This is a genomic window from Nostoc sp. C052 (genome assembly GCF_013393905.1).
In the GTDB taxonomy this organism is placed as follows: Bacteria; Cyanobacteriota; Cyanobacteriia; order Cyanobacteriales; family Nostocaceae; genus Nostoc.
The window spans coordinates 138979-158197 of record NZ_CP040276.1 but is presented as its reverse complement, the minus strand read 5'-3'; the positions used below and the strand labels follow the sequence as shown (position 1 = coordinate 158197).

The 19219-nt window shown below is 42.1% G+C and carries 22 protein-coding genes and 2 pseudogenes; 7 read left to right on the top strand and 17 right to left on the bottom strand.

Features of this window, described 5'->3' with window-relative positions; genetic code table 11:
- Positions 1-36: 36 nt before the first annotated feature.
- From FD723_RS38160 to FD723_RS38095, 14 genes are all read right to left on the bottom strand, one after another.
- A protein-coding gene (locus FD723_RS38160) for an ISKra4 family transposase (protein WP_179070448.1) occupies positions 37-1103 on the bottom strand; the annotation gives its coding sequence in 2 pieces (ribosomal slippage) (positions 37-947 and positions 947-1103; 1068 coding nt in all).
- A 29-nt stretch (positions 1104-1132) separates the two neighbouring features.
- Complete coding sequence (locus FD723_RS43675; RefSeq protein ID WP_256875393.1) at positions 1133-1729, bottom strand: hypothetical protein; 597 nt, start codon at positions 1727-1729, stop codon at positions 1133-1135.
- Positions 1719-1952 carry a hypothetical protein gene (locus FD723_RS38150; protein WP_256875392.1) on the bottom strand — a complete coding sequence of 78 codons (234 nt, stop codon included), beginning with the start codon at positions 1950-1952 and terminating at the stop codon, positions 1719-1721. Before FD723_RS38150 ends, FD723_RS43675 begins: the two co-directional genes overlap by 11 nt.
- Positions 1953-1965: 13 nt before the next feature.
- The gene (locus FD723_RS38145) at positions 1966-2289 is read right to left on the bottom strand and encodes a hypothetical protein (RefSeq protein WP_179070352.1); all 324 of its coding nucleotides are present in this window, start codon (positions 2287-2289) and stop codon (positions 1966-1968) included.
- Positions 2286-2486, bottom strand: a complete 201-nt coding sequence (locus FD723_RS38140) for a hypothetical protein (protein ID WP_179070351.1) — start codon at positions 2484-2486, stop codon at positions 2286-2288. The genes FD723_RS38145 and FD723_RS38140 overlap by 4 nt, the downstream gene beginning before the upstream one ends.
- An 8-nt stretch (positions 2487-2494) precedes the next feature.
- Positions 2495-2689, bottom strand: a complete 195-nt coding sequence (locus FD723_RS38135) for a hypothetical protein (RefSeq protein ID WP_179070350.1) — start codon at positions 2687-2689, stop codon at positions 2495-2497.
- A gap of 32 nt (positions 2690-2721) precedes the next feature.
- A complete protein-coding gene (locus FD723_RS43670) occupies positions 2722-3135 on the bottom strand; it encodes an ERF family protein (protein ID WP_256875391.1) in 414 nt (137 codons plus the stop codon).
- Between the two features lie 14 nt (positions 3136-3149).
- On the bottom strand, positions 3150-3413 hold the full coding sequence (locus FD723_RS38125; protein ID WP_179070349.1) for a hypothetical protein: 264 nt from the start codon (positions 3411-3413) through the stop codon (positions 3150-3152).
- A gap of 220 nt (positions 3414-3633) precedes the next feature.
- Complete coding sequence (locus tag FD723_RS38120) at positions 3634-3771, bottom strand: hypothetical protein (protein ID WP_179070348.1); 138 nt, start codon at positions 3769-3771, stop codon at positions 3634-3636.
- A 69-nt stretch (positions 3772-3840) separates the two neighbouring features.
- Complete coding sequence (locus FD723_RS38115) at positions 3841-4056, bottom strand: hypothetical protein (RefSeq protein WP_179070347.1); 216 nt, start codon at positions 4054-4056, stop codon at positions 3841-3843.
- A gap of 182 nt (positions 4057-4238) precedes the next feature.
- On the bottom strand, positions 4239-4925 hold the full coding sequence (locus FD723_RS38110) for a transposase (protein ID WP_256875390.1): 687 nt from the start codon (positions 4923-4925) through the stop codon (positions 4239-4241).
- A gap of 19 nt (positions 4926-4944) precedes the next feature.
- Positions 4945-5442, bottom strand: coding sequence for a helix-turn-helix domain-containing protein (locus tag FD723_RS38105; protein WP_179070346.1), 498 nt, complete (start codon positions 5440-5442; stop codon positions 4945-4947).
- Between the two features lie 24 nt (positions 5443-5466).
- Positions 5467-5889: a hypothetical protein gene (locus tag FD723_RS38100; protein WP_179070345.1), complete on the bottom strand. Its 423-nt coding sequence runs from the start codon at positions 5887-5889 to the stop codon at positions 5467-5469.
- 229 nt (positions 5890-6118) lie between these two features.
- Complete coding sequence (locus FD723_RS38095; RefSeq protein WP_179070344.1) at positions 6119-6721, bottom strand: hypothetical protein; 603 nt, start codon at positions 6719-6721, stop codon at positions 6119-6121.
- 223 nt (positions 6722-6944) lie between these two features.
- Between FD723_RS38095 and FD723_RS38090 the strand changes: the two genes are divergently transcribed.
- The 3 genes from FD723_RS38090 to FD723_RS38080 all read left to right on the top strand — a co-directional run bounded on the left by FD723_RS38090 (position 6945) and on the right by FD723_RS38080 (position 10574).
- Positions 6945-7157 (top strand): hypothetical protein, encoded by a 213-nt coding sequence (locus tag FD723_RS38090; protein ID WP_100903988.1) that lies wholly within the window; start codon positions 6945-6947, stop codon positions 7155-7157.
- A 468-nt stretch (positions 7158-7625) separates the two neighbouring features.
- Positions 7626-9227: a hypothetical protein gene (locus FD723_RS38085; protein WP_179070343.1), complete on the top strand. Its 1602-nt coding sequence runs from the start codon at positions 7626-7628 to the stop codon at positions 9225-9227.
- A 105-nt stretch (positions 9228-9332) separates the two neighbouring features.
- Entirely contained in the window at positions 9333-10574 is a 1242-nt protein-coding gene (locus FD723_RS38080) for a hypothetical protein (RefSeq protein WP_179070342.1), read from the top strand.
- An 83-nt stretch (positions 10575-10657) separates the two neighbouring features.
- Here FD723_RS38080 and FD723_RS38075 read toward each other — a convergent pair whose 3' ends face one another.
- Positions 10658-11998, bottom strand: a complete 1341-nt coding sequence (locus FD723_RS38075) for a transposase (RefSeq protein WP_179070444.1) — start codon at positions 11996-11998, stop codon at positions 10658-10660.
- 171 nt (positions 11999-12169) lie between these two features.
- Between FD723_RS38075 and FD723_RS38070 the strand changes: the two are divergent.
- The 3 genes and pseudogenes from FD723_RS38070 to FD723_RS38060 all read left to right on the top strand — a co-directional run.
- Positions 12170-12373, top strand: a pseudogene (locus FD723_RS38070) (transposase); the annotation flags it as partial.
- A gap of 41 nt (positions 12374-12414) precedes the next feature.
- Positions 12415-13377 (top strand): IS982 family transposase, encoded by a 963-nt coding sequence (locus tag FD723_RS38065; protein ID WP_256875389.1) that lies wholly within the window; start codon positions 12415-12417, stop codon positions 13375-13377.
- 14 nt (positions 13378-13391) lie between these two features.
- Positions 13392-13628, top strand: a pseudogene (locus FD723_RS38060) (IS4 family transposase); the annotation flags it as partial.
- 17 nt (positions 13629-13645) lie between these two features.
- Here the strand turns inward: FD723_RS38060 and galE are convergent.
- Complete coding sequence (galE, locus tag FD723_RS38055; protein WP_179070341.1) at positions 13646-14662, bottom strand: UDP-glucose 4-epimerase GalE; 1017 nt, start codon at positions 14660-14662, stop codon at positions 13646-13648.
- 10 nt (positions 14663-14672) lie between these two features.
- On the bottom strand, positions 14673-16085 hold the full coding sequence (locus FD723_RS38050) for a sugar transferase (RefSeq protein WP_179070340.1): 1413 nt from the start codon (positions 16083-16085) through the stop codon (positions 14673-14675).
- Between the two features lie 826 nt (positions 16086-16911).
- Here FD723_RS38050 and FD723_RS38045 point away from each other — a divergent pair.
- Positions 16912-19062, top strand: a complete 2151-nt coding sequence (locus tag FD723_RS38045; RefSeq protein ID WP_179070339.1) for a polysaccharide biosynthesis tyrosine autokinase — start codon at positions 16912-16914, stop codon at positions 19060-19062.
- Positions 19063-19219 lie beyond the last annotated feature (157 nt).

Here is a 19219-nt window from a genome sequence, read left to right as displayed (position 1 = left end):
ATTATGATCGGGAGCATCCACTTTTGGCAGAAAGACTCATATTGCAAGCAACCCATTAAGATAAGCACAACGAACAGAAAGGATCTGGTTGACACTTTCTATATTCCACTGTGCGCCAGAAATTTTAATTCTTGCGCCAATTTGTTTGATAGCAGACTCGACTGCACCAGAACCAATAGAACACAATTGTTCAGCTTGGTAATAGCTGTAGTTAATAATGCGAGAGCGATGTTTTTCGAGATAAGCGATGAAGTTTTTAGCTTGTTTGCCCCGACAATGTTCAAATAAAGCTTTAGCTTTTTTTACTTGACCATGCCATAAAAGAGTTTCAGCAGCTTTGAGTCGCTTTAAAGAACCACCAATTTTATAAAGATTTTCCTTGAGATGATACCAATCCAAAATTTCCCAACGTTCAAATGGTTCAGTTCCAAATTCCTTAACTAAATTCCAAACTCCATCATGACCATCTCCTAAGCAAATAAGTGGATTCACCAAACATTGGCTATTAACGTAATCAATTAATGATTGGTTGTCATCAAAAAATGCACCATAGTAAATGCCTTGCAGACGAACAGTTTTATAGTCTCGCCAGTGACAGCCTGCTTTTGGTTTACCCCTGAGTCGGACTTTTCCTCCATCTACGCTGACTTCTGAAACTGATTGTTTAGCAAGTGGTAATTGAAAATCTTGTGACAGCACTAGTTTTTGTTGCGTTGTATGTCCAACTTTCACTCCTGTCAATGCCTCAATTTCGATTTCTGCTTTTTGATATGATTCGTTAGCTGATAGCCTCAAACAGCACTTTTGAAGTAATGGACTTAATCGACTCCTTGGTTTCAAACCCAGCCTCTGTATCTGTTTAGCTTTTAATTTTAATTCGCCTACTAAACTTTTGATTTTCCTGGTTTTACCTACTTTTGTTCCAGTTCTCTGTTCGATAAAAAAAGGGCTATTTCTGGGCTGACTAGTTCTAATACTTGACTGCGAACTGTTTTTTCTATGCCTTCAAGGTCTGTCAGCTTACTTTTGTCTGCTTCTTCATACAGCAGTGTTGACAATTCTTGTAAGCAGGTTTTGATCCGTTCTTGTTTCTCTTGGTTCATAGTCTGCGATCGCACAGGGTTCTTTCCTTCTACATTTTCTCAGAAATGGTAAATCTTCCAAAACTGGATGCTCCCTTATGATCTTTCTTTTGCTTCACCAATACTGAACGCAAGTACTGCCGACAAGCTGCTTCTCCCCGACAAATCAAAATCCTTAGCGCCTGTACTTCCTGTATCGGAGAAACACAAATTTCAGCGATGGCTGGAATTAAATTCTGTTGTGAACGCACATAGTCTTGATGGTGCTGCTCTAATTCCTGAATCTTAGAATTCAATTTCTGCATTTGCCGTAATGCTTGAGTTAAGGAAGATTCTTTATTTTGAGAGCGATTATTCAAAGTGAATGTCATATTATTGCTCCTATGTACAACATTAGATTGATCGGCTGACCAATCAGAACATTTTTCATCAAGTAAGCGTGGGGATGAACAGTATTCAGTACTGCCCGTTGAGAAGGGAGGCTCATCTTTTATTGTTGGTTTTTTCGGCGGTTCGTGTTTGGATAATAAAGCGCTGAAGTCGTAAATCGTTACTGTTGGTTTTGGTTCTACTTCAGGTTTTGGTTTCGACTCTATGGCAAGTTCAGGAATGCCTAAACCAAGTGCATTTTTAATTTCATGTTCCATGACTGGATTCTCCTTGTTGAGAAAATTGCTCTACCTGCTCAATTGCGTCCACTATTTCTCCTAAAATACTGAAAGCATCGTTTAGCACAACATCATTTGAGGTAGAAAAGTGTTCTAACGATTGAATTTTACGATAATCTCGACTACTCCCCACAAGCTGCAATGTATATTGACAACCCTGCAATATAGTCCGAATCTCTGATGTGGTTAACTTGATTTCCATCGTTGTTTATCCCCTAAAACTTATCTCGTTGAATACTGAAACCCGCTCCAATCAAAGCACTGCCCAAGAAACCTGAAAAACTAACTAACATCATCCCCAAACAAATGTTCTTCTGATGCTGCCAATATTGAGAACTTGTAGCAATCTCCATTCCCCAGCAGCCCATCGCCCCTACTCCTGCAAATCCGGTAAAAAGTAGGGATAAAATTGCAGTTGTTTCTATGATGTGGTCAATGAAAATCCTGGGGTTGAATCTTTTTCGAGTCTGGCGGCGAAGAAGCAATTTACTCTTGTGGTCTAATTGGGATTGGTAAACAACTTGTTTGTGGCTAGTCATTTGGCATCCTCCAATTCAACAAAAAATCCCGCACCAGTATTATTAATCTTCACCAACTTTTGATTGACCAGTGTTTGAATCACGCTAAGACTAAAGTTTATAGTGCATAATCGAGCGCTACCTCCACAACGACGAAGGTAGTGTAGGCATTGGTGCGACTGGTCGGCAGTGGTGGGGTAAGTGGATTTTCTCGGCATAATCTTCGCTATGACTCTATGATTTGTAAATGATGTGGATTGAAAAAAAATCCTTGACCAGGCGGCATATCTGGGAAATGAACACAAACCATGCCGTGTCCTGAATACTGGATGACTGTACCTGTTTGCCCTAACCTTGGGTCTTTTTCTGTCAGTGCTTTAATGACTTTGATAACTGAATTAATTGGTGGAAGATTAGCCATTTTTAATCCTTTAATAAACAGCTTATTATTGATTAGTAATTTGAGTTTTCGCCGATACCATATTGCCATTTGAGAAAACTGACGGGAGTACAGATTTCTGACCAATCACAAGCTCCCATTGGGGCATTCCAGTCTTGTCGATATTCCTCTCCAAAATACCCCAGTTCCCAATGCCAATCGTCATCAGCAATCTCAGGTAAAGGATAAGTGCTGGTGATACTCTCTCCAGACTCATGAAAAATATGAGTCCTTAGCACGGTTTTACCTTCAAAGATTTCGGTGGTTTGAATTATTACCAATCCATATTTACCAAGCGCACGAGTGACAGCATCCAAGACAGCATCTAGTGTTGCATATTTGCGCTTGTAGTGAGGATTCGTACCGTCTTTTTGAATCTGATTAAACTCTGCCTTTGCTTTGATTAAAGCTTTGATTAGTTCTTGCATTGCTTGGCTCCAAATTATTGCCAATCATTTTCGTTGATATCACCAGACACTTTTTTGCTAGACTTAGCTTTACTTATCTGAAACTCTGAAGCTTTCAACACAGGCATTGCCGCTTGTTTTACTGAAGCTTTGGCTTGGTGATAGAGGAATTGGGTTATTCCATCAGCGTCTTCCCCATCCTCAACTTGCGCCCAGAGAGAGCAGCCTAGTTCGAGTGATTCGTAGTCGCCTAAATTAAATTTTCTGGAGTAGCTAACAGATACAGTTGTAAATTTCATGTGATCCGGTTTTGGTAAATATTGGTTGTTAATTTTTTTCGTTAGTTATCAACCATTCCAATGCTGAGTATTTGATCGAGAAGATTGGAGATTGAAGATCGCAGATTGGAGATTGAATGTTTTTGGTACAAGCCCAGCAAGAAAGTGGGCGGAATAAATCTAAAATCGTCAATCTCAAATCCTCAAGCCGCATCTCTTGTAGGTGCAGTCAATCTCAAATCTACAATCGGCAATCTACAATTGTTTGACATAAATCGCTAGCTTTTACACCAATAACTCCTGGCTGAATTTCAGTAGTCAATTCCTCAATTATTGAATGAAAGGCAGGGTCTTCATCATTGATTTCTAGCTCAATCAAACCTGCTTTGTTTGATACAACAATTGCCCAAATTGGGCTTTGCTTGAGGAATACTGGTTGCGTAGAGTTTCATACTTCTGATTCCTGATTAAACTTGACCTCGACAATTTCTTCAACACAACCCATCGCTTGATCCAAATAGTGCAGGACATCGCCCAAGTGAGTTGCTGCCTCTGGGTCAATCTTCTTGTTAGCAATCAACAAGAGCCAATTTTCATCTTGAGCGATCGCCTGAATCTTCAGATAGCACGAGTTGAACTGGTTCAGTATTTCTGTGGTTTCCATTGGTATTATTTATGAAGCTAAATAGTTTTATTGAGGAGGTGGGCTGTCAAGACCCACCTTTTTCCTTACGCTGCAACTAAATCTCTAGTTTCTGGCACGTATCTTTTTAACCTTTCCCACTCCTCAAAAGTTAGCGAATCGAATTCTTTATCTAGTACACTGCGGCGTAAGTATAGATAGGGTTATGCCGCCAAAAGCTTCCCTTTAAAAGTCCATTGAAAAGGACGAGCTAACTTTTGGTTAAAGTAGTCAATAAAATTCAATATTTGCTGTTTGAGATCCGCTTGAGAAGAAAAACTGCCTCTAGACAAGAGTTTGCGTGTGAGAATACTAAACCAAATTTCAACCTGATTGAGCCAAGAGCAGTGCTTTGGGGTGAAATGAAAAACCACCTTGTGCTGAGGATTGGCTAAAAACTGGGCGCGGGTACTCATCGATTGGAGGATGCCAGACTGGCCTTTAATGCCCAAGGTGTCAAGGGCGATGCCTTCAATGTCAGCAATCCATCTGACTAAGGATTCCGATTGATGGATATTCAGACAGTCCATAATCAAATGCCAGCAAGAGGCATTTGGGTCAGAGGCAATTAAGCGTTGGCAATGGGACAAGAAATCGGCTTCAGTCCGAGTCTGGTCAATGGTAGGAACCACAACTTGACCTGTAGCAACATCAAAATTGGCAATTAAGGTTTGGGTGCCATGCCGAATATATTCAAATTCTCGACATTCGACTTTGCCTGGTCGCATCGGTAAACTAGGAAGTACACGTTCGGTGGCTTGAATACCGGTCATTTCATCAATGCTAATCGTGCGTTCTCCCTGAATAGCTCGTATTGGGGCACTCAAATAGTTTTGGCTAATGTCTTCCACCTTAACTTCAAAATCCGGGTCATACGGGGGGAAAAAGCCAGTAACGAGACTGGTGTGGTTTGAGTTCTGCTTCAGCTAACCATCGTCCGACCTGACGGGGGGATATTTGCTCCACAATACCAAGCTTTATCAACTCATCTGCCAGTTCATGAGAACTCCAATGACTGATGGGACGACCGTATTCCATCGGGTCACGGCACGCCATCGCCATGCATTCAACTTGCTGTTCCAGGGTAAATTTTAACGGCGAACCAGGACGCTGGCGATCGCGCAATCGCTCCATCACTGTCTTGGATTGCTCGGTGGTCTCAACCCAATACTGTCGCCAGTGCCGCACCATCTTGATACTTATATCGAGCGTTCGAGCAATTTCGGCATTGTTTTGCCCCAACGCGGCTTTTAGCACAATCCGGGCACGTTGTGCGATTTGCTGCGGCGTACTCGGTCGATTCACTAACTTTTCCAGGGCTTGCTGGTCAGTATCACTCAGGGTGATTGTCAGCGGTTGGCAGGGCATGAGTGGTCAAATTAATCTCGTCATTTATACCCTAACTGAATTTACGCCTTCCTGTACTAGTAACTCTTCTTCCGTGGGTGGTTGTTCTGTAGTCGCTGTTAATCTGCCTGTCATCGTCAAAAATTCATCTAGTCCGACTGCTGCATCAACCGGCTCGGCATATCGAAGAGAATCCACTCCGTTAGACCAGTGCGTAATGTGTTGAAATATTACCCCAATCATGGAATCAGATTTGTATACTCGGTAATTTCTGGGGCAAGCTCCATTGACATACACGAGTTTGTAGCCAGGGATTTCCATGACCTCTGCATTGGGGTCTGTTGGAGGCAGGAGTATTTTCTCTGTTGGATCATCTAACTGGGCTTCTTGAAGAGAAAATGGGCTAATCATATTTGATGTGCCATGATGATTTCGATTGTCTAAATTTCGTTCAGATGGCGATTGCATTTCTCTTGGACTGCGGTCGCCTTTTTCACTTTTACGGCTAGGAATTTCTTACACCCCTGCATTTGCATCTGTAGCAGGTAGGAGAATTCTCTCTTGACAGTCATCTTCTTGAAGCAAGAGGTTACTTGCTGTACTTTGTGTGATGATTATTATTTCTAAAGCAGCGATTGAGCTTTGGAGGCGATTGCTCTTGTCTTAGCGCAGCAATCGCCTTTTTTCCTTCAGCAACTTACGCCGCTACTGCTGCTCGAACTCCCAGCAGCCCAATCACTTGTTCGGCACTCGGAGCCACACGATTGAGTCCGTACTGTCTTGGTCTGGCGTACCAACCTTGTTGATTGCACCCGACGAAGCCAACAAAGCGCCCGTCTTGGTAGAGTTTAGTGCTGAATGATACCCAGTTAATCTCACCGTAGTACAGACAAAAAACAGCACAGGCTTTTTCTAGTTCATCGCTCAGGCGTTCGTTGCGTTCTAGTGGTGTCTCTGATAGAGTCGCTTTGACCTCTGCAACTCTTGTAGCAAACCAGTCTCTATCAAATGGTAGCCGTCCGCCACCGACTAACTGCACCCATACTGTGATTCCGCCTTCGATCCAGATAGTGCGGACGGATTCGGGTTGAACTTCGATAATCTCGCCAATAATGCGACGGTCAAGAGATGTTAGGGGGTCTTTGGTTGGCGCTACAGCTTCGGCTTGGGATTCGAGGTGGGTGTACAGTTCTGCTTGGGCTAGGGCTTGCTCGTCTCTGCAAGGGGCATCAGCAAATGTGATTAGTGTGTTGAGATTGAAGCTTGGAGGTGCTTGCTCTGTATAGGTTGAATGCGTCATAATTATATTCCTGACTCATGCTTTGGGTTAGGTTTTCACAAAGGGCGATCGCTTCGTTGTCCAGACTGCGGCGGTCGTCTTTTGTTTAGGCTTATAAATATAGTATAGTGTTTGTTATCCCACTTGTCAACATATTGGGATAACAGAATATAAATACCTGGGAGTACACTTGTTAATACAAGGGTTTCGCTGATAGCGTTGATCAAGAAAAGAGGAAAGTACTATGACTGAATCAAGGCTAAATATCAGGATTTCACCAGAAAAGAAGGATGCTTTTTACCAAAAGGTCAAGGAAGAAGGTAAGAATGCTACCGATGTCCTGCTTGATTTAATTGAGCAATACCTGGGTAACAAAGCTGAGTCTGGCGATATCGTGGAGCTAAAGCACAGAGTCGCAAAATTAGAAGAGTTAGTATTGGGGGAAACTGCCGCCTGAGAGAAGAGAACGAATCTCTCAGGCAATTACTAGAAAAACTAAAAGAAATGCTCAAGGAAAAACCCGCCAATCAATAGGCGGGTTTACTGCTTTAAAGGTGTTGCATCTTTTGTGATGATACTGTGCTACCATTTGGGATAACAAACATATTCTGTAAAAGTGTCACATCCCACATGGAAGTGGCGCATCTGTACCACCTGTGAGAACAGTTGGCTACAGGCAGTAAACAGGGGGTATAGCTAGTTCCTCTACACCTCAAAATATGCTTTGTGCCTTTCAAAATTTGGAGAAAACTAAACCCCTTGAGTTAGTGCCTCAAAAACATTGCTCTTTGGTCAGTCTCACAAATTGCACAGTTCATGATCAATAAAACAATATCAAATCGCCCTGTACCATCCACAGTGGCTAATTTCGTTCGCCCATATAAGCAGTTTTTTACGGGTGTATGCAGCACATATAGGTAAAACCATGCTGACACTAAACCGTTCCGAGACAACATCAGCACTCGATTACAGCAACCTCAACACCAGCATCCAGGAAACCTTCACCGCCATTGATAGGTTCGAGTGGCAAGCGGTAGATGAAATTCTACAGATGAGGGAACAACAGCTTTACCTGCAAGCTGGATATAAAAACTTTGAAGAATACTGCCAGCGTGAATTATACGCCTGGGGTGGATACCGACGAATCAACCAACTGCTAGGAGCTAAAAAGGTCATAGATGCAGTTGGTGAATTGGGCGGACACATCAAAAATGAGCGTCAAGCCCGTCCACTACTACGCTTGGTTAGGGAACCAGAAAAACTAAAACAAGCTGTAGCGATCGCTCTGAAAGATAACCCGTCCCCTGGTGAATCAGACTTTGCTGCTGCTGCCCAAAAAGTGGTTCCTCAACTTCCACGCAAAAAGCAATCTATTCAGGAACCAATGGTTCCCAAAATTCAAGAACCAGTGGTTCCTAAATCCGCCAAAGTCACAGTTTCGCAACAGTCACACCCAAGGTATGGGGAAGAAGGAACCATTGAGGCAGACGCACCAAATCATTGGCAACAGATTGTCACTTTTGCTGATGGTGAGAGGTTGTTGATCAACAATGCTGATTTAGATGCCGCTAGTGTCCCATTCCCCACAGAGCCAAGTTATTCACCACAATACTCTGAGGCGATCGCTGCACTCAAAGAGCAACACCAGAAAGAGTTAGAGCGCTTACAGCAGGAACTGAGAATTGGGCTACAGTCAGAAGCCACAGCCAGAGCCGAAGAACAAGTAAGTGAGCAAATCCAATCCTTGCAAAACCTGTACAAGCAGCAGAGGGAGCAAAATATTCAATTGCAGCAGCGTTTGGATGAGATGGAGGGGTTACGGAAACTGGAAATTGAAAACCAACAACTCCTTTCTCGCATTCAGGAATTAGAAAACGCTGTAGAGGAACGCCCTTCTCAACAGTGGGGAAATACCATGACGCAACAGGCGACCAAAGCGTTAAACAAGCAAGTTAAACAAGCTCTGGAGAAAACCATTGATTTGCGATCGCTAGCTATAGAACCGCCTAAAGAGAATGCACAGGAATGTTTACGGTTGATGGGCATGGCGCTCAAAAACTTAGCCAGCGCAATGAACAATACCCAAGCGCTCGAAGCTGCGGCAATCATTCTGGGAAGTGAACCGACACCAACTGCCATAGCATATCGAGCCGAGCAATTGGAAATGTTGCCCCAAGCGGTTAGCGATATTCGAGCAGTGCTAGCTAAACCGGGGTGTAGCTGGCAAGAGTTTTGGAATGTTGCTCAAGAGTACGAGGTAATGAAATCGGATTACTGGGCTGAACTTTCCATCCAAGAGACTGATTTAATTACTGCTCTCCAGAACGCATCTACTGAACCAAACACTATTGGCGTTGGTTCTATTGTTGCCCATGCCGACCCATACCGCACTTTGTATGTGGAAAGGGGTGAAGTTGTAGAGGATTTGGGCGAAGAGTTGATAGTAGCTTGGGATCACTGGAAAGAGCAATCGAAAAAAGCTGATAGGTATTCACGAGACGAGTTGCGATTCTGGCAACCTCAATAGGCTTTCAGTGTATCGGTGACTTTTTAGACAAACAAATACAAGTACCAAGCCTCGCATCGCAGTGGGGGAAATTTCCGTGCGTCAAAATAATAGGAGATTGCAAAAATGACTGTAACTATCACAAGACCCAAGCCCAAAAAGGCTGCTGCCGCCAGCAAACCACAGTCACCGTATAAAAGGCTTCATGTGATTATCCCGATTGAGGATATGTTATGGACATCGCAGCAAAAGCCTTCAGTTACGCAATTGTGGCAGGAGTGCTGGACGGCTGACCCCTACGGTTCTCGGTGGATGCCCCTTTCTACTGGGATGGGTTACAGTACTTTTATCTCTGCAAAGAAAATTCTCTCCGATAGTGGGCTATTCATTTTCAAACCTGACAAATCGATTCAGGATGGCCGGGAAACGGCTAGCTGGATGGTGAAGAATTTGCATGGTAGCCGGATGAAGGAATTTTGGGAGAAAGCTAATTCTGCGTCACCAAAACCAGATGCTGAAAAACGAGAACCAAATTCCGAAAAACAAGAATTAAATGCTGGGGATTCAGAGATGAATGCTGGCTCTGAAGAAATGCGTGCTTCGTACAAAGCATCTATCTTAGGAGAAAGTCAGTCAGAACAAGCATTCCAGGAACCCTCACGAACTGGTCAGAAACTCCTCACAAACTCTTCAAAAGAGATTGTGAGGAGTGTCTCTGACACGCTTACAGAAAATTCGCGTGAGGAGGAGACGGCTCACGCGCCCTTGGGGGGCGCTTCGCCTCAGACTGTTCAAAGCGTGTCAGAACTTGAAGACTCGCCTATGGCGAATGACTGCACGACGCTAGCGCTTGTGGATGCTGCACCGAGTCAACCTGCTCCGTTGTTGGCTGAAAATCAAGTCTCTGGTGTTGAAGCGATATTCCCTCATGAAGGTATTTGTTCCGCCGCGCCCGTTGCACAAAATGAATTTCCTTCAAGTTCGGCGATGCCTGCGGCGGGCGTAGCCATCGCTAATCAAACTCAGGGGCAGGTAGAACAGGGTAATCCCACTTCGTTGTTGGCTGAAAATTCAGTTTCGGGTGGAGAAGTCAAAGCAGTTGATGAAGGTGAAGGTTCCGCCGCGCTTGTCCCTGATCCTGAAAAATGGTCGCATGAGGCGATTGTAGCGAGGTCAAATATGCGACCTGTAAGAAGGGAAAAACTGAATCGAGCGGCCAATTCGAGCGAGAATCCGGGGTTTGATTTCTTGCAGGAGTGTTGGCAGGATGATCCGGCTTTGCAGATTGTGATCAAGAAACTGCTGGTGAAGTTTCCGCAGTGGGGAATTACGATTGTGGATGGGGTGTTGGTGGATTGGGAGGAGTAATGATCACTATGTCACAATTGCTGAAGCAAAGTGTTAAGTTTGATTTTTAGAAAGTATCTGTTGGTAGCAATACCTCTGCCAATCTACGAGGGTTCAACACCAGTGGAAACGGGATGAATACGTCCTAAAGCAGTAAGCTTGGCAAAAATCTGGGTTAATAAAATAGGCTCAGGGATTTCGGGAAGCATTTTTAACATTTCACGAACATATCGAAAACCACGATGGTAAGCCTTAAGGTCAATAATGCCGGAACCGGGATTGAGTTGCTGGAAATCAGCGAGAAGATAGTGGGATAAATTGACTATGAAAAATGCTAAATTAGCAGAATTAGCCACAGCAGTTTGGCTCAGATTCATAAAATCTTCCAATCCCCAAAATTGCTTGGCATCACGGAAGTTAAACTCAATTTGGAAGCGCAGTCTGTAGTAGTCGATTATCTTTTCGTATGACAAATTTAGGTCGCTAGAAAATAGGATTATATGACTACGAGCATTAGTTTTAAGATTGATTTTGACCAAAATAACTATATTCAGTGCTTGGGCAAATTCCTTGTGAAGGAGAGTGCATTGATAAACATCAGTTTGGACTTCATCCTCCATACTACTTTTACATAAATACTTATCAGGTATGTTACAGTAGTCAATTTTATCGCCGTATTTACGACGAGAGCGCTTATTGGAGTCAGAATATTGATAAGGTATATATAATGCTGAATCGTGGCGCAACTTAGAAATTATGTGCAAGTTAACAAGACCTGCCATCTGCAAAGCATTATTGTTCCCAAAATGACTATCTAATACTAAGTATGTCAGAGGGATAAAGTTAGCTATTAACAAGACTTGCTCATTAATCATCTTCTTAATTCTTAGCAATTCAGATGTGAGAATAACCTCTGTTTTATTCTTGTTTTTACTCCCTTTTGGTCTTCCACGCTTACGTTTCTCTAATGGTTTTATTTCTAGGCTTGATGACAGGCTACTTTTTTCTACATCGCTCTTGATTACCTGTTCTATCCGAATCGGGAACGAGTGCCTTTGTTCAACACTTACTAATGATAATGTAAAGAAAGATAGCCCTAATATTGGTTTACTTGCTAGGCTGGAAAAGAATCTATCCAACCCATAAGTCTTTTTACCTGATTTACTCACTACAACTTCATCTCCTACAAGCAAATATACCTCATTCGCACGGAATAAATGCTTGCGGAAAAATAGCCAAAACAACGTTGCCCAAGGGATTACTGTATGAAAGAATCTCAACATCGTCCGATAACTACCACCAGTGCCTGCCCAACGAGAGATCCCCAACATTGTGACTCGTCCGCTCATCGCTAACATAGCCAGGATTATTTGGTTAAATTGCCGCATGGTTGTCGCGTTGATCTGCGGTAGCAGGCATTGTAACAGTGATAAGATATCGGGTATGGGCTGAACAGTAGTGTTTGAGTTGTCGTTGTCAGAGACAATAACTCTACTACGGCAGCCCTATCTCTTCAAAGTTTGCCATCGCACCCAAGCTTGGAAATTTATACAAAGACAATAATTCTACTACGGCAGCCCTATCTCTTCATCCTCTTATTTTGGCTAAGGTATTGTTTGGTCAAAATCAATCTTAAAACTAATGCTCGTAGTCATATAATCCTATTTTCTAGCGACCTAAATTTGTCATACGAAAAGATAATCGACTACTACAGACTGCGCTTCCAAATTGAGTTTAACTTCCGTGATGCCAAGCAATTTTGGGGATTGGAAGATTTTATGAATCTGAGCCAAACTGCTGTGGCTAATTCTGCTAATTTACGCCTAATGTGAATTAGAAAAAAGGCGGGAGAAGTAAGAAGATGAAAGTTACCAGCTTTTCAACTCAGACTTCCCCCATGAATAGCATAGACTTTGGAACGCTATTAACGACAATCTTTGTAGTGGTAGATGATTGGTATCAAAAGCAAGTAAAAAAGACAACGCTCCTAAAACCAGGAGTTAAAGTAAGAATGAGCGATAGTGAAATCATGACACTAGCACTGGTAATGGATTATTTGCCTTTTCCGGGAGAAACACAGTTTCTGGGTTTTATCCGAGGAAATTACTTTGAATGGTTTCCCAATTTACTTGACCAAAGTCAATTCAATCGTCGCTTACGTAAGTTGGATGGAATGTTAGAAAACTTACGCCGTAGTTGGGTAGAGCAATTGGTTGGAGAAAGTGAAAAATATTTCCTTCTCGACACCAAACCATTACCAGTATTAGGACTCAAACGTGACAAGCGACATAGTGATTTTGCCGCAAATGCTACTCCTGGTTGGTGTGCCGCTAGAGAAATGCGTTATTTTGGCTACAAGCTAGTTATGCTGTCAACGTGGAATGGAATCCCCATTGCTTATGATATAGTGCCTGCTAATACAGATGAAAGAATTGCTGCTGATGGTGTTCTGGAGATGGTTAGCGCTAGTGATATTTACGCAGACAAAGGATTTATCTCTGCCGATTGGCAGGCCGCGATGCCTACGGCAGGCTTCGCCTACGCTCGTCGCACTGGTAATCGAATCTGGACACTCAAGCGCGATAACCAGCATCTTCAACATTCTCAGGGCTTGAAGCGCTTTATTAGTCGTGTTCGCCAGCGTGTAGAAGGTGTTTTTCACGAAATTCAAAACACTGGCCGTAATCCCGAACGCTTACTCAACAAAACTGTTGATGGCTTTTGTGTACATATTGCAGCCAAGATTGCATCTCATACTCTGCGTTTGTTGCTCCGTCGCCGTTTTGGTATTGATGTTCTCACTTTCCAGTCTCAACCTGTTTAATTCACATTAGGCGTAATTTAGCATTTTTCATGGTCAATTTATCCCACTATCTTCTCGCTGATTTCCAGCAACTCAATCCCGGTTCCGGCATTATTGACCTTAAGGCTTACCATCGTGGTTTTCGATATGTTCGTGAAATGTTAAAAATGCTTCCCGAAATCCCTGAGCCTATTTTATTAACCCAGATTTTTGCCAAGCTTACTGCTTTAGGACGTATTCATCCCGTTTCCACTGGTGTTGAACCCTCGTAGATTGGCAGAGGTATTGATTATGCATATGCGATATTTAGATGCCTTTGTCTTGCCAAGTTACTCTTATGTTTTTCCCAAGTAATAGTTGTGTCGATAATTTCGTCTAAATCATTGTGCTTCGGTTGCCAATCCAAAACCCTACGGATTTTATCAGCACAAGCTGTAACACAGGCAGGATCGCCTGGACGACGTGGTGCGGCAATAACGGGGAAGTCTACACCAGAAATAGCCTTGACTCTTTCAATAACTTGTTGCACACTGTATCCTTGCCCATAACCGCAGTTGAAAATTTGGCTTTCCCCTCCTTTTTCTAAGTAATCCAAAGCATCTAAGTGAGCAGTCGCCAAATCTTCAACGTGGATATAGTCTCGAATTGCGGTTCCGTCGGGCGTAGGAAAATCAGTACCAAAAATTCGTACTTCTGGCTTGCGCTTGAGTGCTGCATCACAAGCAGCTCGAATCAAGTGTGTGACATTCGGTGACATTTGCCCCAATAGTCCACTTGGTTCAGAACCTGCTACATTAAAATAACGTAAAATTACGTAGTTTAGTGAAGATACTGCTGCATAGTCTTGGATCAGCCACTCACTCATCAACTTTGAACGTCCGTAAGGATTAATGGGCTGTGTGGGATTCGACTCAGTAACAGGATTGTTTTTTACTTCTCCATAGACTGCGGCTGTGCTGGAAAAAATGAACTTGTTAACACCCATAACGCTACAGCAGCGCAGCAGATTTAAGGTGTTGCGGGTGTTGTTGGCGTAGTAATCGAGGGGATGAGCTACTGATTCTGGAACAATTAGACTAGCGGCAAAGTGTAAGACTGCGCTGAATTTATGCTGGGCAAAAACTTGATAAAGATGTCCACTGTCTACTAAATCGCCAATAATTAATTTCCCGTATAGTACTGATGCTGGTGAACTTGTAGAGCAGTTATCGTAGACCACGACATCATAACCAACTTCCCCCAGTTGGCGAACTACATGGGAGCCAATGTAACCAGCACCGCCAGTTACCAATATTTTATTTTTCATTTCTTTTTTCTTATCTACCTTTACCTAACAAAACAACTCGAATCGTTTTGAAGGCGATCGCTAAATCCAACCAAATGGAATAATTTTTGATGTAGTACAGATCGTATGATAGCTTTTGATAAGCATCTTCTATAGATGCTCCATAGGGATACATAACCTGTGCCCAGCCTGTAATTCCAGGCTTGACCAAATAGCGAACTTCATAGTAGGGAATCGCTTCTTTGAGTTTGATATCAAATTCTGGTCGTTCTGGACGAGGTCCAATCAGACTCATTTCACCCCGTAAGACGTTCCATATTTGGGGTAACTCATCAATACGCAACAAACGTAGCCAGTATCCGACTCTGGTGATTCGTAGATCGCGTTGACTAGCCCATTGCGCCCCCAATTTTTCTGCATCCTGATACATGGAGCGAAATTTATAAACTCTAAATGGCTTACCGTACAAGCCACTTCGCTGCTGACTGTACAATACTGGGCCAGGGCTATCTAGTCTAACTAGTAATGCAACCAATAATAGAAGTGGTGAAACTAATACTAGTAAAAACAGGATCAATACGAGATCGATAACTCGCTTCAGTTTCATGCTGAAGTAACCAGGCATTAGGCTAAAACCATCGCTAAAAGCCAACCATTTATCTTGTAGTAGCGAGGAGGGTAGTTTGTACCAAAATGTTTCGTAAACATCCGGCAATGTGTAAACTGGAATGCCTCGCAATCGCATCTGCATTAACTGTTGTGCTTGAGCCTTGGAAAAGTTTATCTGGGCTGTAACTATAACCCCAGACCATGATTTTTGACTCCATTGCGACAAATCGCTCAGACTTCCCTGATAACTCAGATTGCTTTTTGGTAAGTCTATGGTTTTTTGATTTTCCTCTGCTAGAACAGTCAACTTTCCTAAAGGATTAAGTTCTAGCAATTTTTGTGTAAATTTGATTGCATTATCTTCCGCTCCTAGTATTAACCAACGGCTTTTCAAAGCTTGTGATCGCACCAATTTCACTGCTACTACGCGCAATATTATTGCCCAAACGGTAAAGATCCCCAAGCTAGGTAAAAAGACACTCCGCCACGATATCGGATTATGTTGGGCAATACCTGACAAGTAAATAAGGGCAGAAACGAAAAATGCGATCACAATGTTACAAACAATAATTCGAGCAGGCGCTCTCAAACCTGCAATTTGCCTATCTGGATGGTACGCATCTGCTAAATAAAACGTTGCAAGTGTTATGCACACAAATCCGTAAGGCAATAGATTGAGCCAATCTAAGGGTTGAGCTAAACGCAACCATTGGGCGATCACCAAACAAATGAGCAACCCAAAAATGTCCCCTAATAAGAGCAATATCGGTAGGCTGCGGATTATATTTGGCAACCTAGTATTGGCAGGGGAACTGACATAACTTGTAAGAGTCATTGATTTTTCAGTATCCTGGTATTTATTTGTTTGTTAAAGGCAGCAAAAGATTCAAAACTGATGGTAACAAGGACTAGTTTTAATGTGTCAAAAATCACAAAATATAGAGATTTTGTGATACTTTATGTTTCAACTAAATTAGGTATTGGGTATTATGGACTGTAAGAAGAATTGTCAGTACGTTTATGTATTGTACTTGTAACACATACATCTTAACGCTAGCTGTCAAACTTCAGACTACAGGTTCTAATTTGTTTTCTTTTATATTTGCATGATGCCATGAATGTAGTCAATATGAACTTTAAATTTAAGTGATTAGCGTAGATTTACTTTTGAAGCTGGTATTAACAGCACGCTTAACTCGTGAAAAAAGAAAAATTTATTAAAATTAGTAATTTTGTACTGTCAACTGAATATAGAGGATTACACATTGTACAAATACTGTAATTCTCTATATTTTCAAATTTAGTAGGTCGGCGTAAATATTCGTGGTTGAAGTAAGGCAAAAATTAATAGCTATAAACCAGGATAGAAGAGGATGTTAGCGTAATTATTTGTTTTTACATAGTTTTGTTTATTGTGCCAACTTACTTCTCATGTTTACGTTTTCTAAATGCGTGGTTAATTTAATAACGTCAGAATCTATTTACATATCTTGGTATTAATGCTTAAATGAAAATGCGAATATTAAAATAAAGATCAAAAAATATTTTACTTAACATACTTGTATTTTTTTTTACTAGTATGTAAAAGTAATTGTTTTAGACTACCAAATTTGATAGTGAAGCAAAATTAGTAAGTATTTTAGGTATTTGCAATATATTCCATGCCCTCTAATGAAAAAGACCAAAACTCTCTAGATTTGCAACAATACTTGCTGATTTTGAGAAGGCGTTGGCTAGTCATAGCTGCAGTGACTGCCTCTGTTTTTGGAGTGTCGACTTTAATTGCTATCAGGCAAAAACCAATTTATCAAGCAGAAGGCAAGTTGCTTTTCAGGAAAACCGACCGTGTTTCTTTGCTAACAATTCCCTCGGCACAAGCTGGAGAGTTGAGCGGTGTAACTCAACTAAGCAGCCCATTGGATACAGAAGCAGAGATAATTCGCTCCAATCCAATAGTTAAGAAAACCATTACTAGCCTAAGCCTGACAGATAAGAAAGGAACACCTCTAGGAATAAATGAGTTTCTCATAAAACTCAAGGTTAAAAGTATCCGAGGTACAGATATTTTGGCGATTTCTTACAGCAGTAGCGATCCAGAAGAAGCCGCGTCTGTTGTGAATTCAGTCATGAAATATTATCTGGCAAACAATATTAGCGTTAATCAATCCCAGGCAAGGCTTGCAAAGAAATTTTTGAGTAACCAATTGCCTGAGGTAGATGCAAGGGTAGTTAAAGCAGAGGAAGCTTTACGTCAATTTAAAGAAGAAAACAAGATAATTGCCTTAGACCAAGAAGCTACTACAGGTGTAGAAAGGCTCAATCAGTTATCTGGCCAGATAACTCAAGCTCAGTCAAACTTGGTAGATGCCGAGACTCGCTCACGGCTTCTGCAACGTCAATTGAAATTAAATTCGCTGCAAGCTGTGGATATGGGTAATTTAAGTCAATCAAAAAGTGTGCAAGAGGTGCTAACAGAATATCAGAAAGTGGGAAGCGAGTTAGCAGTGGCAAAGACCCGCTATACAAATCAACATCCAACGATTATTAATTTGACGGCAAAAGCAACATCTCTCAAGAAACAGTTAGCTATACGAGTTTCGGAAAATGTAGGCAGCGAAAAACCTGTACTAACGCAAAACTTACAGATGGGGGAACTCAAGCAGACTCTAACTGCTCAGTTAATACAGTCGGACGTGGAACGTTCAGCATTAGCCAATCAAATTAAGGTTTTGCAAGATGCATATGCAATGTCCCAAAAACGGTTGAGTGTCTTACCCCAATTACAACAAAAGCAGCAACAGCTAGAACGACAGTTGCAAGTAGCACGAGGAACTTATGAAGAACTACTAAAGCAATCGCAACAAGTGGATGTTGTCGTTAATCAAAATGTCGGTAATGCACAGGTGGTATCTATGGCTTTAGTTCCCAACAAAGCATCTGACAAAATTACACTTGCTCTTGCGCTGGGTGGATTTTTGGGAATTTTGCTAGGTGTGGGGATAGCTTTAATGTTGGAAGCTATGGATCAATCCCTGAAAACTATTGAGCAAGCTCAACAGCTATTTAATTATCCCTTACTCGGTAAAATTCCTTACTTAGCTCAAAAATATAAAGGTGGTGAGGCAGAGTCTTTATCAGAACTGCCAATGACAGAGCGTCCTTACTCAGTGGTAAATTCAGCCTTTGAGATGCTTCAGACGAACTTGGATTTTACCGTTTTTGATAAACCGCTAAAAGTAATTACTGTGGTTAGTTCAACTCAAGGTGAAGGCAGATCATTTGTGGCAGCTAATCTGGCAGTAGCTAAAGCACATATGGGACGCAGGGTATTGTTAATAGACGCAGATATGCGTCACTCTTGTCAAGAGGAAATCTGGAAATTATCTAACCTAATCGGATTGAGTAATGTTTTAGTCAATCAAGCGGAATTTCCCTGCACCACGCAAGAAGTAATGGTTAACTTGGATGTGCTAACTGTTGGTACAATTCCACCTAACCCAGCAGCATTACTAGATTCGCAGCGCATGACTTCCTTGATCCAAGAGGCAGCTAAAGAGTATGACTGTGTAATTATTGACACTCCTGCTTTGAGTTTGTTTGGTGATGCCTTGATGTTGAGTAAACTGACGGATGGGATATTGCTGGTTGTGCGTCCGGCAGTAGTTAAGTTGGTTGTTGCTAAAACTGTAAAGACGATGCTAGAGCGATCGCGATCGCACGTTTTGGGAATGGTGGTGAATGGGGTTACTACTAAAAGCGGGTCTAGTTACTATCACTCTAAGGGTACTACGGTGGGAAAAGGTCTGCTTTGAGTCAGATAAGTATGCCTGGAATTCGAGCTTTTTCAGCAACCCCCGATTTGAAATCGGAGGTTTCAGGCGACTAACGCCTAACGCCAAAATATATTTCAAATAGCTTGCAAGCGATCGCTATCGTCAGCACCAAAAAAATTGAAGAAGATTAGTTAAC